Source organism: Solemya velesiana gill symbiont (genome assembly GCF_002020805.1).
In the GTDB taxonomy this organism is placed as follows: Bacteria; Pseudomonadota; Gammaproteobacteria; order Chromatiales; family Chromatiaceae; genus Sedimenticola_A.
Map to the genome: position 1 here is coordinate 1 of NZ_MPRJ01000055.1, position 16434 is coordinate 16434.

Annotated in this window: 20 protein-coding genes and 2 pseudogenes; 11 read left to right on the forward strand and 11 right to left on the reverse strand. The window is 56.8% G+C overall.

Annotated elements, in window-relative coordinates:
- Positions 1–159: 159 nt before the first annotated feature.
- From BOW53_RS12805 to BOW53_RS08940, 6 genes and pseudogenes are all read right to left on the reverse strand, one after another.
- Positions 160–300, reverse strand: coding sequence for a carboxymuconolactone decarboxylase family protein (locus BOW53_RS12805; RefSeq protein ID WP_172838842.1), 141 nt, complete (start codon positions 298–300; stop codon positions 160–162).
- Between the two features lie 16 nt (positions 301–316).
- Positions 317–781: a protein tyrosine phosphatase family protein gene (locus BOW53_RS08920; protein ID WP_078487653.1), complete on the reverse strand. Its 465-nt coding sequence runs from the start codon at positions 779–781 to the stop codon at positions 317–319.
- A 59-nt stretch (positions 782–840) separates the two neighbouring features.
- Positions 841–1038, reverse strand: coding sequence for a hypothetical protein (locus BOW53_RS08925; RefSeq protein ID WP_078487654.1), 198 nt, complete (start codon positions 1036–1038; stop codon positions 841–843).
- Between the two features lie 92 nt (positions 1039–1130).
- Positions 1131–1313, reverse strand: a complete 183-nt coding sequence (locus BOW53_RS08930; protein WP_078487655.1) for a PLDc N-terminal domain-containing protein — start codon at positions 1311–1313, stop codon at positions 1131–1133.
- Between the two features lie 66 nt (positions 1314–1379).
- Positions 1380–2240 carry a hypothetical protein gene (locus BOW53_RS08935; protein ID WP_135607056.1) on the reverse strand — a complete coding sequence of 287 codons (861 nt, stop codon included), beginning with the start codon at positions 2238–2240 and terminating at the stop codon, positions 1380–1382.
- 17 nt (positions 2241–2257) lie between these two features.
- A pseudogene (locus tag BOW53_RS08940) lies at positions 2258–2954 on the reverse strand (aspartate/glutamate racemase family protein).
- Positions 2955–3046: 92 nt separating this feature from the next.
- On the opposite strand from BOW53_RS08940, the gene BOW53_RS08945 reads away from it, so the two are divergent.
- The gene (locus BOW53_RS08945) at positions 3047–3484 is read left to right on the forward strand and encodes an HIT domain-containing protein (RefSeq protein WP_078487657.1); all 438 of its coding nucleotides are present in this window, start codon (positions 3047–3049) and stop codon (positions 3482–3484) included.
- 6 nt (positions 3485–3490) lie between these two features.
- On the opposite strand, the gene BOW53_RS13735 is transcribed toward BOW53_RS08945, so the two are convergent.
- From BOW53_RS13735 to BOW53_RS08955, 4 genes are all read right to left on the reverse strand, one after another.
- Positions 3491–3817: a hypothetical protein gene (locus tag BOW53_RS13735; protein WP_342748426.1), complete on the reverse strand. Its 327-nt coding sequence runs from the start codon at positions 3815–3817 to the stop codon at positions 3491–3493.
- Positions 3817–4176 carry an ATPase, T2SS/T4P/T4SS family gene (locus BOW53_RS13740; RefSeq protein ID WP_342748427.1) on the reverse strand — a complete coding sequence of 120 codons (360 nt, stop codon included), beginning with the start codon at positions 4174–4176 and terminating at the stop codon, positions 3817–3819. Before BOW53_RS13740 ends, BOW53_RS13735 begins: the two co-directional genes overlap by 1 nt.
- Positions 4115–4561: a hypothetical protein gene (locus BOW53_RS13745; RefSeq protein ID WP_342748428.1), complete on the reverse strand. Its 447-nt coding sequence runs from the start codon at positions 4559–4561 to the stop codon at positions 4115–4117. Before BOW53_RS13745 ends, BOW53_RS13740 begins: the two co-directional genes overlap by 62 nt.
- Positions 4562–4681: 120 nt before the next feature.
- A complete protein-coding gene (locus tag BOW53_RS08955; protein WP_078487658.1) occupies positions 4682–5764 on the reverse strand; it encodes an adenylate/guanylate cyclase domain-containing protein in 1083 nt (360 codons plus the stop codon).
- Between the two features lie 158 nt (positions 5765–5922).
- Here BOW53_RS08955 and BOW53_RS08960 point away from each other — a divergent pair.
- Positions 5923–6272 (forward strand): annotated as a pseudogene (locus BOW53_RS08960) (nucleotide pyrophosphohydrolase).
- Positions 6273–6281: 9 nt separating this feature from the next.
- Here the strand turns inward: BOW53_RS08960 and BOW53_RS08965 are convergent.
- Positions 6282–6683: a hypothetical protein gene (locus tag BOW53_RS08965; protein ID WP_078487659.1), complete on the reverse strand. Its 402-nt coding sequence runs from the start codon at positions 6681–6683 to the stop codon at positions 6282–6284.
- 179 nt (positions 6684–6862) lie between these two features.
- On the opposite strand from BOW53_RS08965, the gene BOW53_RS08970 reads away from it, so the two are divergent.
- The 9 genes from BOW53_RS08970 (at position 6863) to BOW53_RS09010 (ending at position 16265) form a co-directional block, all read left to right on the forward strand.
- A complete protein-coding gene (locus BOW53_RS08970) occupies positions 6863–7690 on the forward strand; it encodes a sensor domain-containing diguanylate cyclase (RefSeq protein ID WP_172838843.1) in 828 nt (275 codons plus the stop codon).
- A 10-nt stretch (positions 7691–7700) separates the two neighbouring features.
- Positions 7701–10550, forward strand: coding sequence for a class I adenylate cyclase (locus BOW53_RS08975; protein WP_078487661.1), 2850 nt, complete (start codon positions 7701–7703; stop codon positions 10548–10550).
- Positions 10551–10661: 111 nt separating this feature from the next.
- A complete protein-coding gene (lptM, locus tag BOW53_RS08980; RefSeq protein WP_078487662.1) occupies positions 10662–10832 on the forward strand; it encodes an LPS translocon maturation chaperone LptM in 171 nt (56 codons plus the stop codon).
- Positions 10832–12079, forward strand: a complete 1248-nt coding sequence (lysA, locus tag BOW53_RS08985; RefSeq protein ID WP_078487663.1) for a diaminopimelate decarboxylase — start codon at positions 10832–10834, stop codon at positions 12077–12079. Before lptM ends, lysA begins: the two co-directional genes overlap by 1 nt.
- 171 nt (positions 12080–12250) lie before the next feature.
- Positions 12251–13081: a diaminopimelate epimerase gene (gene dapF / locus BOW53_RS08990; RefSeq protein ID WP_078487664.1), complete on the forward strand. Its 831-nt coding sequence runs from the start codon at positions 12251–12253 to the stop codon at positions 13079–13081.
- Complete coding sequence (locus BOW53_RS08995; protein ID WP_078487665.1) at positions 13078–13758, forward strand: DUF484 family protein; 681 nt, start codon at positions 13078–13080, stop codon at positions 13756–13758. Before dapF ends, BOW53_RS08995 begins: the two co-directional genes overlap by 4 nt.
- Positions 13758–14669, forward strand: coding sequence for a tyrosine recombinase XerC (gene xerC / locus BOW53_RS09000; protein WP_078487666.1), 912 nt, complete (start codon positions 13758–13760; stop codon positions 14667–14669). Before BOW53_RS08995 ends, xerC begins: the two co-directional genes overlap by 1 nt.
- 211 nt (positions 14670–14880) lie before the next feature.
- The gene (locus BOW53_RS09005) at positions 14881–15399 is read left to right on the forward strand and encodes a hypothetical protein (RefSeq protein WP_078487667.1); all 519 of its coding nucleotides are present in this window, start codon (positions 14881–14883) and stop codon (positions 15397–15399) included.
- Between the two features lie 260 nt (positions 15400–15659).
- Positions 15660–16265: a DUF1294 domain-containing protein gene (locus tag BOW53_RS09010; protein WP_078487668.1), complete on the forward strand. Its 606-nt coding sequence runs from the start codon at positions 15660–15662 to the stop codon at positions 16263–16265.
- Positions 16266–16434: the final 169 nt, after the last annotated feature.

Sequence of the window (16434 nt, forward strand, 5' to 3'; positions counted from 1 at the left end):
CTTCTCCGACATCTTTTGTGATACAAAATGGTGCTGCTTTATTTGCCATGCCTCATTATATCAAGCTACACAATTCGATTGTTAACTTTACGCGTGACCAACTAGCACTTCCGAAATTTCGCCCTTGGAGATACCGGCCTTCTTCGCGCTCTTCAAATACTAATTGACGCAGGGCTGACAACTCATGGCTATCGCTGCGGCAAGCCCTACCAGCAGCTCAGTTCGGGTATCGAGATATTCATTGTCGTGGGTCGATGCATAGAATGCATCGTAGGCATCCTGTTGTCGCCGAGTGAGCATCACGCTCTCCTTGTGATCAATTATCGCGGCGTTGCGCTATCTGTTCTTCGATAAACTGTTGCCAGACCGCATCCGGCTCCCAGATCCTGCGTATCTCCGACAATGCCGCCTCCGGGTACCAGCCGAGACAACAGATCCGGTAAAGGGTCATGAAAGCGGAAACCCGCATATTTATTGCACAGTGGATGAACAACCGCTTTTTCCAGTTGGCGCTCACGGCCTGGATGAAAGCATCCAGATCTTCACTGGCTGGTCGGTCGAATTCAACGGGAATATGGATGTACTGCATCCCCAGGGAGGTCACCAACCCCTCTTCATCCTCCAGGGCATTATCTGAATCGTTAAGCGCGAGATTTATAACGATTTCGAAACCTGCCTCGGCTATGGCATGAAAAGCATTTTCATCAGGCTGGCCGGAGGTTGAGATGTTATCCGTGAGCGCCAGGTAGCCCGGGATGGATTGAAGCAAAGCGTCGGACATGGTGAGCGCTTTCAACCTTCCATTGCCTGCAAGGCAAGCAACGGAAGGACGAGCTACCGCTACTTCTTCTTGCCTTTCTTGGTCTTCTTCGACTTTGCGGACTTCTTGGATTTTTTGACCTTTGATGCTTTCTTGGCTTTTTTGGCCTTTTTAGCTGCCTTGGCCTTTTTGGCCTTCTTTACCGCTTTGGCTTTTTTCACCTTTTTCAGCTTCTCATCTTTCTTCGATGATTTTTTCTTGGCTTTCTTCTTCGCCATGACAGATCTCCTTTAGTTGCATGGGGCTTGTAAAGCCTAGCACTCCCCAGCCCATGTTTCACCGTGGTTACAGAAAAATGTCAAACAGGGCGCTATGTGCCTTTTGGCCCGATCAGGAACCAGGCAACCAAGCCGATCACCGGGAAGAAGAGGACAATCACTATCCAAATCGCCTTGGAGAGCGTCGACGACGCGCTTTGTACAATCTTGATGATGGCGTAAATATCGGCAATCAGTATCAGCAGGCCGATCAGACCGGTACCTGTATCCAGCATGTTTTCTCCTTATTCGTAAAACGCGGCAGGTTCAGATAATGGGACAATTAAACTCCACCCCCATGATCAACCAGCTATTAGTTTTTCAGTGCGCAACCCGTTCGACTGCCTCACCAAGAGGACTATCAGCCAGAGGGTGAAAATCGGTATCGCAAGGACCTGGACCAGAAACAGGGCAACATACAGTGTTGCCAGTTCGAGTAGCGCACTGACGATCTGTTCCACATTCTCAGCGACATGCTCGAAGGTGTGCCTTGCATCCTCCACCTGCTGGTTGGCCTTGCCGACAATCGAGGAGAAAAAGCCCTCCTCATCACCCTTCTTCAAGGTATTCAGTGAATCATAGCGCGACGAAACAACCGAAAGGCTCTCCCTGGCTTCATCGATTCTCGGTTGAAAAACCGCTTCATGGAGAGCATTACTGGCATAGGAGGAGATGGGCAGCAACAGCCTCAAGAGCAACAAAACGACCACGCCTTTCAGCAACACCGGGATCCAGGCCGAACCACTCTTTTGCATCCAAACAGGGGGAATCGTGATCAGTAGCAGTAGAGCAATCAGCTGGAAGGAGGCAGCCCCCCCGACTTCGAAAGCCAGTTTCTGAAGCCCCAGTGCAATTATCGCGGTCACCAACAGGGATGAAGCGCGCTCTGTCATATTATCGATGGGGTCGAGAATCTGTCCAACGGCAATATTCACCCCAACCCCAACAGGAGAGACCACGACCTCAGACTCCTTCAAAACAGAGACCACCGCATTGACGCCACGGATTGCGGCATATGCCAGGGCCTCGTCTTTCAAAGCGTCAGTGAAATACCCCTCTGCCGTGGCATCCACCAGTGGCAGCCGGGTCTGGGAAAGCAGGCCGAACACCAGGCTGAGAGAGAGTATAAAGAGGGTGGTAATGGCTTTTCGCTTTGTACTCACCAAGAAAAAATCCCCATTCATTCAGCAAGGGCCAGCTCGACCGCCTTGGCTGCATGGAGCGCGGTGGTATCGAACAGCGGAACCACGGTATGGGATTGCTGCACCAGCAGTGCAATCTCGGTACAGCCGAGAATAATCCCTTCCGCACCCTCGTTGCCCAAGCCATTGATGATCGACAGGAACTCTTTCCTGGAACGCTCATCCACGGTCCCGCAGCACAGCTCCTGGTAGATCACATTGTGCACCCAGTCCTGGTCGGCTGATTTTGGCACCACCACATCGACACCAAATTTCTCTTCAAGGCGCCCCTTGTAAAACTGCTCTGCCATGGTGAACTTCGTACCCAGAAGCCCGACACGCTTGACACCCTGCCGGTCCAGGGCCTCCGCGGTTGCGTCCACGATATGCACCAAAGGGATCGAGAGCGCCGCTTCCATCTCGGAGGCCACCTTGTGCATGGTGTTGGTGCAGATCAGGAGAAAATCCGCACCTGCATAGTCGATTCTGCGTGCGCCATCACAGAGTATCTCGGCGGTTGCTTCCCAGTCCCCTGCATGCTGGAGATCGCTCGATCTCCGCAAAGTCGACACTGTAGAGATGGATCTTCGCCGAATGGAGACCACCCAGGCGCTCCTTCATTCCCTCGTTGATGGCTTTGTAGTAACTGAGAGTGGACTCCCAGCTCATACCACCCAGTAATCCGATAGTTTTCATTGCTCAATGACCTACTGTTAAGCCAGCATCATAATAGAATATGATCATTACTATTCTGACCACTATACCCCCCATTGATTACAATTGGAGCCATGCAGAAAGAGAACGCAACAACCACACTATTCGAACTTCACCCCAGGCTGGCTGCAGACACCCTGGCAGTGGCCAACCTCGAGCTTTGCGAGGTCCGGCTGTTGAACGACAGCCGGTTCCCCTGGCTCATCCTGGTGCCGCGCCGGAACGATGTAACCGAAGTTCACCAGCTCGACAGGAAAGATCAACAGCAATTGATGGCCGAAAGCAGCCTGGCGTCACGCCTGCTACTGGAGATCACCAGGGCCGATAAAATAAACATCGGAGCCCTCGGCAACCTGGTGCCTCAACTGCACTGGCACGTGGTGGCGAGGAGGCACGATGACGCCTGCTGGCCCGGCCCGGTATGGGGGTGTGGGCAGGCGTCACCCTACCCCTACGATTCACCCAATGAATTGTTAAGCCAGGTCACAGACCGCCTCAAGGCAGCCGTATAACCGGCGCTAAATCTGCCCCTTGCTCAGCTTGATCATCACGTTGAGGTTCGAGGAGGATTCCGCATTGGCCATTACCTCCTCTACCGAGACCAGCCCATGCTGGTATAGATCGAACAGTGACTGGTCGAAAGACTGCATGCCGGCTTCGGTGCTCTTCTCCATCGCCTCGCGAATCTCGTCTATCTGCCCCTTGCGGACCAGGTCCCTAACGTAGGAGCTCGCCAACAGCACCTCCACTGCCGGCATCCGCTTGGCATCAAGTCCCTGGACCAGGCGCTGGGAGACGATCGCCTCAAGGTTGTTGGAGAGATCCATCAGGATCAAGTCGCGCATCACCTCAGGAAAAAATTAACGATGCGCTGCAGGGCGGTGTTCGAATTGGTCGCATGCAGGGTGGCGAGACAGAGATGGCCGGTCTCGGCATAGGAGATGGCATGCTGCATGGTATCGCGATCCCTGATCTCACCGATCAGAATCACATCCGACGCCTCACGCATCGCATTCTTCAGTGCATCGTCATAGCAGTCCGTGTCAAATCCTATTTCGCGCTGGTTGACAATGGAACGCTTGTAACGATGCAGATACTCAATGGGTTCTTCGATGGTGAGAATATGGCTTCGGGTATTTTCGTTACGGTAGTCGATCATCGATGCTAGGCTGGTGGATTTGCCCGCACCGGTAGCACCCACCATCAACACCAGCCCACGTTTTTTTCAGGGCCAGTTCCTTGAGGATGAGGGGGAGGTTCAGCTCCTCTATGGTGGGAATAATGTCATGCAGGTACCTCACAACAATCGATACCGCACCCCGCTGACGAAAGATATTGACCCTGAACCGGCCGACTCCAGGGAGAGAGAGGCCGAGGTTCATTTCCGGTTTTTCAGCAAAATGCGCCCTCTGTTCATCATCCATCATCACATCTGCCAGTTGGGAGATCCCATCAGGGACCAGCGGCTCGTCGTTCACCGGCTGGATCTGCTCATCGATCTTGATGTGCAGGGGCGAGCCGGCACTGAAGAAAAGATCGGATGCGCTGCGCTCCACCATGAGCCGCAGAAAATCATTCAAAGAGGACATCAAACTGACTCCCTAAAACGTCATTCCATAGTGTCATTAACCGCCCCCACCCGAGAGGGGAAGAGATACTCCTAACTCAAGTCTAGACCACTAAACAGGTCGGCAGATGCTGACCGGGCTCTACCCACTACCGATAATCCGGTCGATGAAATACTTGATCGCCTTCTGGGCATCGGCGCCGAGACCGGTAAATTCCACGCTGCTCTCATAACTGTTGTCGGTCTTTACCGAACGCAACACCTTGGCGTAAACAGCTGCCGTCTCCCCCGCCATCATTGACAATGAGAGGGTGATCTTGATCTCGGCATAAGGCGGCAAATAGCGAGGCACGCGGGTAAGCATGCCCGTGTAACTGATATCCAGCACCTCGCCTTCATACTTCTCCGGCAGTACTGCCTTGCCTTCAACACACTGAAACATCAGTGGCATGTTGACCTGGATCCTAGGGCTTTGACGAGGGTCCCTGCGCGGTACGCACAGCCTTTCCGGCTTCAGAACTGCCGCCAACTCGTAAAGCCGTACCGGTTCACGCCTGCCTTTGACATAAACCTCGTTGGCCTCACCGGTCTCCACCGCATCCCCCACCAGGTGGCGGGACTGCTCACTGAGTAGAATCTGGCCACGCAGAGAGTAGGCCTCGATTCGCGAGGCAAGATTTACCTCGTTACCGATTACCGTGTATTCCCTGTGCACATCGGAACCGATACTGCCAGCTGCCACTTCGCCGGTGTTGATACCAATCCCCATGAAGATGAAGGGAAGACCCGCCGCTTCGTTCTGCTGATTGATCTGGTCCATTGCGCACTGCATGTCAACAGCGCATCGAATGGCTCGCTCCAAATCATCCTCACTGGCCTCGGGAACACCGAACAGGGCGAGAATGGCATCCCCCATGAACTTATCGATCACCCCGCCATGGCCGATGATGATTTCCGACATGCGCGCCAGGTAACGGTTGAGCAAAGCGATCACCTCGGTGGCCTGGCAGCTTTCCGACATGGCGGTAAAACCTCTCAGGTCCGACAGTACGATGGTGATGGTCTTCACCTCGGCAGAGGTCTCTTTTGTCAGCTCACGCTCCAGCAACGCATCCAGCGTCTGGCCAAAAGAGACGACCCCCTCCTGGTCGGCACCCAGAGGGGCAAAGTGTTCATCGGCTGCCTCGAGAATGGCATCCTTCAAATCTTGGTGTTTTTGTCTCATGATCTGCCGGACAAAAAAGGCTCTTTCCCTGTACTATGGAATAGGCTCGAGGCACGGGTTTCGTCGACCGCACCCCGAAAAACAGCCCGCGCTCTTTAAATGTGGCACAAAATCAACGCTATGCCAGTGACAGACAATTTTTCAGTCAGGATTTGAACATGCCCACCGACTCCCTGGAACAACTCAATCAACGCTTGCTGGAATTCGCCCGTGAACGGGACTGGGAACAGTTCCATTCACCGAAAAACCTGGCCATGGCGCTGAATGCGCGGAACTGGTGGAGCATTTCCAGTGGCTCAGCGAGGAGCAGAGCCTGAACCTGCCCGCAGACAAGAAAGAGGAGGTAACCCTGGAGCTGGCCGACATCCTGATCTACCTGGTCCGTTGCGCCGAGCGCCTGGACATCGACCTGGTGGAGGTCGCCAACCGAAAAATCGCCATCAGCGAGCAGTGTTATCCAGCGGAGCGCGTTTACGGTGATGCTCGCCGGGCAGACGAGTACGATTAGATCCCGCGTTCAGGTCAGCAGTTTCCGGGCAAACCGCCTCTTCCAGCCGATACGCCTTGCACCCATTTGGGCCTCTGCCTTGTTGGCTATCAATACGGCCTCCGGAACCTTTGCGATGACGGCCTCCGCCAGCTCCAGCATGGCGCCTTTACGGGGCTTGTGGCTGACCCAAAGCAAATTGGTTTTGAGATTCAGATCGGCGAAAACCACCTCGTCGCCAAACCCGTCAAACACCTGCTGCAACGCTTCGAGCACCTCGTTGCGACGCTGTTCGGGGGCCGAGCGGAGCCGGGGGATCAGCATCATAAAATCGAACAGCGCCCGTCCGTCCGCATCACGGGTTGGCACCCGCTGCCACAGCGGTTCTGCAGGGCTTATTGGCTGACAGTGCCTGAGTTGCTGTTGTTTCATCACCGTGACCTGAAAAGGCGTGAAATTACCCCTGAGTATAGGTGTCGCCCTGCTCAAGGCCAAATAATCTGCTTTTATCTAAAGAAATTGCAGCGCCAGCCGCATAAAATGGTGTGCCCCGGTTACGCCAAACCGGCACCAGCGATATAAAATTCCCGCTGAATAGCGAGGATCAAGACGTGGATAAAGCATTCCAATCCAATCAAACAGCCCTGGAGCAGTGCCCCTGCGGGATCCTGGTCCAGGATGCGACCGGCACGGTGCGCTGGGTCAATGCCACCTTTGAGTCGATGTGTGGCCTCAAAGCAGAGCAACTCATCGGCCACAACCGTAACAGCCTCTCCAGTACCGCGCTTCAGGCCCTTCTGGGTAGCGACGGACCTGTACACCTGATCAGCACCGAGGGCGATTCCGAAATCGTTATGCAGTGCACCACCACCGAGGGAGCAGAGGGTGAAACCATCAGGTACTACCTGGACATAACTGAACTGACCCGGCTGCAGGAGCAGAACGGTGTGCTGCGGCAACAGGTGCAGGAACTTGCCATCACAGACGAGCTGACCGGCCTGGCCAACACAAGGGCGCTCAACCGCTCACTCAATGCCCAGGTTACGAGAAACCGGCGCTACGGCAATTCCCTGAGCCTGGTCATCGCAGAGCTGACCGACAGCGACTCACCCGAAGAGGATCTGCACGACAACATCATACTGGCCGTAAGCAGGCACCTGCGCAACCGGCTGCGCTGGGTGGACACCATCGCCCGCTGGGCCCACAACAAGTTCGTCATCATCCTGCCGGAAACCGAGCAGCAGGAATGCCAGCAGCTGATAACCAAGATCAGGACGGAATTTACCGAAATATCCCTGCCCGATGAGCATAGCGACAGGTCCCTGGCCTTGCATTTTGGTACCGCTCAATGGCAAAAAGGAGATGACGCAAGAAAGCTGCTGAAAAAAGCGGCGCAGGAGCTCGTCTCGGAAGAGCACCTCGCTGCAAACACTGCATAGGGGGCACGGCATGGCCGGTGCAATAAGCCACAAGGACGGTATCGGCCGAAAAGAGCTCAACATCGTCCGCGAGCGTTTCATGGGGGTGCACAAGAAACGCCTCCTGCGCATCGAAGGCGAACTGCGTCCGGCACAGCGGGTGTTTCTCGATCTGCTGCCCCTGTTGTTCCACATCAATCACCCCATGCTGCCCGGCTTCGTCAATACCGAAACCCCGGCAGGCATACCCCTCTTTACACCGGGCCGTGATGCCCTCCTTGCGGCAAAATCCATCAGCCGCAGCTTCACCTACGAAAAGCGGGCCATGCGCAGCTTCCAGATTCAGGGGCTATACCTGATGGGCAGCATCGGAAGCATAGCCCATACGGCCGGTAGCGATTTTGACGTCTGGCTCTGCTACGACCCCAAGCTGGGTCAAAAAGAGGTCAAGGCACTACGGGAAAAGGTGGAAAAACTTGAAGCCTGGGCCACGGAACTGACCCTCGAAGTACACATTTTCCTGGTCAACGTGGATACCTTCCGCAGTGGCAAGCGCGACGCGCTCTCACATGAAAGCAGCGGCACCGCCCAGCCCAACCTGCTGCTGGAGGAGTTCTACCGCACCGCCGTATGGCTGGCCGGACGCTATCCCCTCTGGTGGATGATTCCCCCGGAAGACGAGGCGGATTACAGCCAATATGCCGAGATGCTGGTAAAGAAACGGTTCGTGGATCCACTGGAGTTTATCGATTTCGGGGGGCTGGAGAAATTGCCGCCCAATGAGTTCTTCGGTGCTGCACACTGGCAGCTCTACAAGGGGGTAGAGTCGCCCTACAAGTCCATACTCAAGCTGCTGCTCACGGAATCCTATGCCCAGGACTATCCGGATATCCGCTGGCTCTGCCAGGAGACCAAGCGGGCGGTTTATGAGGGTGCCGTTGACAGTACGGACCTCGACCCTTACATGCGGATGTACCGGCGAGTGGAGCAGTTTCTTCAAAAACGCAATGAACCGAAACGGCTCGACCTGGCCCGGCGCTGCCTCTACTTCAAGGCCGAACAGGCCCTGAGCAAGCCCTATCGACTCAAGAAGGCGCGTTGGCAGCGGGAGGTGATGAAAGACCTGACCGCGGAGTGGAACTGGAACCAGGCAAAACTGGTCACCCTCGACTCCCGGGCCAACTGGAAAATCGACAAGGTGCTGGAAGAGCGCAACATCCTGGTACGCGAGCTGACCAGCAGCTACCGCCTGCTGACCAATTTTGCCAGGGCCTTCACCAAGGGGCGCGGCATCGATCCCAGGGAACTCAGTCTGCTTGGGCGCAAGCTCTATACCACCCTGGAGAAGCGGCCTGGAAAGGTCGACCTGATAAACCCGGGCATATCGGTAAACTTGGTCGAACACCAGATCTCTATCCACTACACACGCGGCCGATCGGGAGAACACAACTGGCACCTCTACCTGGGGGATGTTGGTGAGCTTGAAGCGGAGATGATACGGCCGGTGAAAACCACGGCCGGTCTCATAGAGATGCTCACCTGGTGCCACCTCAACAAGGTCGTGGACCGGGGCACGAAGATTCGAATCCACCCCATGGACTGCCATGTACAACCGGAAGAGCTGTACGCCCTGCTCAACACCATCCGCAGCCACTACAGTCTCCACTTCGATCACGACATCCACATTGAACAGCTGGAGGCCCAGCCCTTCGCAAACGCCTGCCTGCTGTTCCCGAATATCGGCACCGACCCCATGGCCCGGCTCTCCAAGGAAGGCAAGCAGCTGACATCCAACCGCAGCGACCCCCTCAGCTTTGGTTCTGCCCATTCGGCGCTGATTGAAAGCATCGACCTGCTTGTACAGACCAGCTGGGGCGAGCACCTGGCATCACGCTATTCCGGGCTCGACGGCCTGCTTGAAAGCCTGTGCAACTACATGCGCCTGACCCTGACCGCCAACCACGGATATCCCTCGCCAACAGTTACCGCCCACAGCTTCTCATCGATCCGGGCGGAAGGCATTGCCAAGCGCATCGAGGAACTGTTCAATGATGTCTGCCACTGCTTCGGCCCCAAGGGTCCCGGCATCAACAGCCGCTACGTGATGCAAGGGGGTGATGGCTACTACATGATCCAGTCCAAGCGGGACGGATACAGCCACTTTCAGATCAACTCCTGGAATGAACTGCTGGAGACGCTCTCCCTGCCGAATGAGAATTTCAGACCGGTATGCGTGGACCGTTATGCCCTGGCCTCCACACCGTTGCCCGCGATCTACCGATCCAACAAGGAAGGCGTAGTCCAGGTCTTCTACATCACCGGAAAACAACTGAGCGAAATATTCGTGCTGGATGAGAACGGCTCCCTCTTCCACCAACGACTGCAGGGCACCGACGAACACTACCTGGTCGCCCAACAGCAACGCTTCTTCAACGGCCTTATGCTGTTGCACAACCTGCTGGCGGACGAGCCCTCAGACCCGACACTGCTCCAGGAACCCCGGTTCTACCGCATCAACAAATCCCATGAAGGCAAATTTACGACCCAGAAACGCCGCCTCTCCACCCGGCATTTGCCCGAGAACTATCTCGAACTGCGCGTTACCAGCAGCGGTCTGGACCTGAACCTGACGCCCTTTGTCCTGAGCTGCGGCGAAGCAGAATACAGCTCCCTCGACCTGGGCCAGGGCATCTACGAGACCGTTGCCAGGCACATCCTGTCCCAGCGAAAAAACCGCCAGACCTACCCCATCTACCTGACCGCACTTGAACTCTCCGGCTCGGCGGTGGAGCGCAGCTGGTCCACCATCGACCTGCTGAAGTATAAGAAACGCCTGGAGGGACGGCTCAACCAGGCACTGCAGCAGATCTATTCCGCGTAGGACCCCAGCCTCAACAAGCCTAAGCGCCAAGTCGACAACCCCGGTGGATGAGTTATCCCTCTCCAGGGTTTATACTGCCCGCTTTGCAACAACTCTTGGAGAAAGCCGACCATGCATTGCTGGCCACGCTATCTACTCTGGTTCGTGATTGCCGTACTGGGCACGGGCAGTATGCTCTCCGCCTGCGGCCAGAAAGGCGACCTCTACCTGCCCGACGAGACCGTCGAGCAGCCCCGGGAAACCGAACAACAAGCAACCGAAGAAGATAAGACCAAAAGCTGATGGACCATTTTCAGTACCGGGGTGACCGGCTGTATGCCGAAGAGGTACCCCTGGATAAGATCGCCGAGACCTACGGCACCCCCTGCTATGCCTACTCCCGCGCCACGCTGGAGCGGCACTGGCACGCCTTCGACAATGCTTTCGAAGGACATCCCCACCTGGTCTGCTTCGCGGTCAAGGCAAACTCCAACCTGGCGGTTCTGAATTTGCTGGCACGTCTCGGCTCCGGTTTCGATATCGTCTCCGTGGGAGAGCTGGAGCGGGTACTGGCCGCCGGCGGTGATCCCGGCAAGGTACTCTTCTCCGGTGTCGGCAAGCGGGCTGACGAGATGCGCCGCGCATTGGAAGTGGGCATTCGCTGCTTCAACGTGGAGTCCGCCGCCGAGCTTGAACGGCTCGACCAGGTGGCGGGAGAGATGGGTGTGCGCGCCCCGGTGGCACTGCGCGTCAATCCCGACGTGGACGCCAAGACCCACCCCTACATATCCACCGGCCTCAAGGAGAACAAGTTCGGCGTCGACATCGACCAGGCGCTGGAGGTCTACCGGCGCGCCGCAGAACTGCCGAACCTGGAGATCTCCGGCGTGGACTGCCACATCGGTTCCCAGCTCACCCAGGTGGAGCCCTTCCTGGACGCCCTGGACCGACTCATGGCCCTGGTGGAAACCCTTGAAAGCGAAGGCATCCACATCGACCACCTGGACCTGGGGGGCGGCCTGGGCATTCGCTACACCGACGAGCAGCCACCGGAACCCGCTGAGTATGCGCAGGCCATGGCCGATCGCCTGGGTGAAGTGAAGTACGAGATCTTCATCGAACCGGGTCGTGCCATCGCCGGCAACGCCGGCGTTCTTCTGACCCGGGTGGAGTACCTGAAGCATACCGAGCAGAAGGATTTCGCCCTGATCGATGCCGCCATGAACGACCTGCTGCGCCCCACCCTCTACCAGGCGCACCAGGAGATCATCCCCGTGGTCAATGACAACAGCGGCCAAATGGGGACCTACGACTTGGTGGGGCCTATCTGCGAGACGGGCGATTTCCTCGGCAAGGAGCGCAAGCTCTCCCTGGCGGAAGGCGACCTGCTGGCGGTGCGCTCAAGTGGCGCCTACGGCTTCACCATGAGCTCAAACTACAACACCCGCCCCCGGGTGCCGGAAGTAATGGTGGACGGCGACCAGGTACACTTGGTGCGCAAGCGCGAAACCATCGAAGAACTCTACAGGGACGAAAGCGTCCTGCCCTGAATCCGCCCCATCTGCAGGAGCGAACTTGTTCTCGACCATTGGCCGCAGGCCAGTTTGGACACCTGAATCGATTTACAATCGATAATCGCGAACAAGTTCGCTCCTACCCCCCTGTTCACCTGCCCCCTAAAACACATTTCCGCATTCCCCCGAATCCGGTAACCTATCCCGATGATCCTCGAATTCACAAAAATGCACGGCCTGGGCAACGACTTCGTGGTGGTGGACGCTATCAACCAGGACGTGCAGCTGACCCCTGAACAGTGCCGCTTCCTCGGCGACCGGCGCTTTGGCGTGGGCTGCGACCAGGTCCTGCTGGTGGAGCGCCCCCGGGACAGCGCCACCGATTTCTACTACCGGATCTTCAACTCCGACGGCTCCGAGGTGGAACAGTGCGGCAACGGTGCCCGCTGCTTCGCCCGTTTCGTGCGCGACAAGGGGCTCACCGACAAGAACGAGATCGATGTAGGCACCCACTCCGGCAATATTCGTCTCTTTATCGAGGAGGACGGCTCGGTGCGGATCAATATGGGCCCACCGGTCCTGGTGCCTGGGCAGATCCCTTTCCAGGCCGAGGCCCAGGCGACGAACTACGCCATCGAAGCCGGCGGCGAAGCGCTGCAGATCGCCGCAGTCTCCATGGGCAATCCCCATGCCGTGCTGCTGGTTGAGAATGTGGACCAGGCTCCCGTGGAGCGACTCGGCCCGGTGATGGAGCGCCATCCCCGCTTCCCCCAGCGCGTCAACGTGGGATTCATGGAGGTCCAGGCAAGAGACCGCATCCGCCTGCGGGTCTTCGAACGAGGCGCGGAGGAGACCCTGGCCTGCGGCACCGGCGCCTGCGCCGCGGTGGTGGCGGGCCAGATCCAGGGCCTGCTCGATGAACAGGTAAAGGTTGCCCTGCCCGGAGGCCAACTTGTGATACAGTGGCAGGGAGGAGAAGAGCCCGTCTGGATGAGCGGGCCGGCAGAAAGCGTCTACGAAGGAAGAGTTGAGCTATGAGTTCCCAGCCAAACCAGGCAACCACAGAAGAAGATACTGAACAGTCCATCATCGACTACCTGAAGTCGAACCCGGACTTCTTCGACCGCAACCCGGAACTGCTCCAGGAGCTGGAGCTATCCCACTCAAGCGGCGATGCAGTCTCCCTGATCGAGCGCCAGGTACGGACCCTGCGGGAGCAGAACGAGCAGCAGAAACAGCAGCTCCACGATTTCGTGGCAGTCGCCAGGGAAAACGAACTGCTCAATGACCGGCTGCACAATCTCACCCTCTCCCTGATCGATACCCTGAACTTCGACGAGGTGGTGAACGTCCTCGAGGACAAGCTGCACGACGACTTCCAGGCCGAGGCGGTTGAGCTCCATCTCTTCGATCACGCCGAGACCAACGGCGACGCCAACCCCGACCTGGACGGCTTTCGCGACTTCATCAACAGCGCCATACCCCGCTGCGGCCGCCTGCAACAGGACCAGCTCAGCTACCTGTTCGGCGCCCAGGCCGACGATATCCAGTCCACCGCCCTGATCCCGATCATGGGCGAAGGCATCCAGGGCCTGCTGGCCATCGGCAGTCACAGCGAACACCGCTTCCACCCCGGCATGGGTACCGACTACCTCTCCCGCCTGGGTGAGATCATCAGCAAGACACTGGAAGTGGTCTCCGAACCGGGATTCTGATGGGCGCCGACCACGGTACGCTCCAGGAGTGGATTGAACGCTTTCTGGACCACCTGCGCCTTGAACGCCACCTTGCTGACAACACCCTCTCCAACTACGCCCGTGACCTGGAAAGAACCAAGGCCTGGTGCGTGGAGAACCAACTCAACCGCTGGTCCGATCTGACCCAGCACCAGGTACGCGCCTACGTGGCCAGCCGCCACCGCAAGGGCATCTCCGGAAAAAGCCTACAGCGGGAACTCTCCTCCCTGCGCAGCCTGTTTCGGTACCTGCTGCGCGAAGACCAGGCCGAGAGTAACCCGGCAACCGGCGTCCGCGCCCCCAAGGTACAGCGCAAACTACCCGCCACCCTGGATGCCGATCAGCTCGGCCGCATGCTCGACGCCCCGGCCGACGATCCCATCGAGCTGCGGGATCTCGCCATCATGGAGCTCTTCTACTCCTCCGGCCTGCGCCTGGCGGAGCTGGTCTCCCTGGATACTCGTGACATCGACTTCAACGACACCACCCTGGAGGTCACCGGCAAGGGCTCAAAGACCCGCCGGGTGCCCGTGGGGCGCAAGGCACAGGAGGCGATCAGGGCCTGGCTTGAGGTGAGGGGCGACATCGCCGCCATGGACGAGACCGCCCTGTTCGTGGGCACGCGGGGCAAGCGCATCAACCCCCGCACCATCCAGGACCGCATGAAGCGCTGGGCCATCAAGCAGGGCATCCCCCGCAACATCCACCCCCACATGCTGCGCCACTCGTTCGCCAGCCACCTGCTGGAGTCCTCAGGAGACCTGCGCGCCGTGCAGGAACTGCTGGGTCACGCCGACATCAGCACCACCCAGATCTACACCCACCTCGACTTCCAGCACCTGGCCCAGGTCTACGACAAGGCCCATCCCCGGGCAAAGAAGAAGAAATAGCTCTCGGCTAACACTCCCCTGAAAACAACGCCCCCTCTCCCCAAGTGGGGAGAGGGTCAGGGTGAGGGGAATCAAAATATAATTCGGCCAAAGGCCCACAACTAAAAAAACACCCACCCCCAACAAGGGCGAAATAACCCCACACCTCGGTTATTATTATGTATGTAGGAGCGAACTTGTTCGCGATCAGACCTGCATCGGAGAAGTACCCGTGGCAAACCTGCACCAGATCAACGTGCAATTCAATCCCCAGGAAGACCGCCTGGTCCTCAGCGTGCGCGCCGACGACAACAGCGAGATCAAGGCCTGGCTCACACGCCGTTACACCCGCCTGCTGCTGGGCATACTCGGCAAGCTGGCCACCCAGAACCAGGCAGGTGCCGACTCGGCTGATGCCCAACAAGCGATGCAGTCATTTCAGCGCGACGCCGCTCTCGAAGGTGCCGACTTCGAAACCGAATACGACCAATCCGCCACCACCCATCCCCTGGGCGAAGAGCCCGTGCTGGTCACCAAGATCGAGTACAAACCCACCGGCGACCTGATCGCCCTCGCCCTCGGCCTGCCCGACGGCAGAAACATCAACCTCAACCTGACCAAGGACCTGCTGTTCGTCTTCATCAAGCTGCTCGAAGAGGGCGCCGCCAAGGCCGAGTGGGACCTGGTAGCCGCCTCGGAACAGGACCTGGAGATGGCCCAGACCAAACCTGCGGGTGTGGCGATTCACTAACCCAATCTTTGGTTGTGTCTTACTGTCTAGAAAACCAGAAACGGTTTGCACGCTTTTAATTCTCTGATAGCCTTTGCAGAACTAAGGAATAATATTCATCGGCAGGATGCTGGCCCTTCGGATCACCATCAATAGTTATTCCTGAGTAGCAATAGAATATTCGTTAAGAGTTTTGGCTACATAACGCATTATCTGAGCCGGCGGCAATACACGATAATGGAAGCCTGCAACATAAGCACCTGCTAACCATTAAAAAATAGATGCGAACTAAAGGGAAAGTCTCTTCTTGGAATGACGAAAAGGGCTATGGATTCATCGAACCTATCGGCAGGGGTAAGCGTATATTTATTCATATAAATGCCTTCACCAACCGCAGTCCCCGTCCCGAGGTCAATCAAATTGTTACCTATGCTCTATCTACCGATAAACAAGGTAGACCTTGCGCAGAGAAGGCGGCGTTGGCAGTAGACCGTTTATCTCAACAAACCAAGAAATCTAGTGGCCTATTCTCAATCGTTGGTGCCTCTATTTTTCTTTTACTCGTTGCTGTAGCTGTTTTCACCCTGAAAGCACCTCTTGTGATACTCGCCGTCTATCTTGTCGTAAGTCTAATAACCTTCATTGCCTATGCCCTTGATAAGTCGGCGGCCTTGAAAGGAAACAGGCGCACACCGGAAAGCACACTGCATATGCTCTCGCTTTTTGGTGGTTTGCCGGGGGCGCTCATCGCTCAGCAGAAGTTGCGTCACAAGTCCAAAAAACAGTCTTTTCGATCTGCATTTTGGCTTACTGTTATCGCTAATTGTGGTGCCTTTGTTTGGTTACTAACCCCCAAAAGGGTCGACTATGCTGCGGTCTGTACTTGAAATCGTGGCATGATGGTTAACAAGGACGCAAATTTCACTATTGCTCAACTTTCCCCGGTAACTTAGGCGTTAGTGGGTCACGCGTAAAGTTAACAATCGAATTGTGTAGCTTGATATAATGAGGCATGGCAAATAAAACAGCACCATTTTGTATCACAAAAGATGTCGG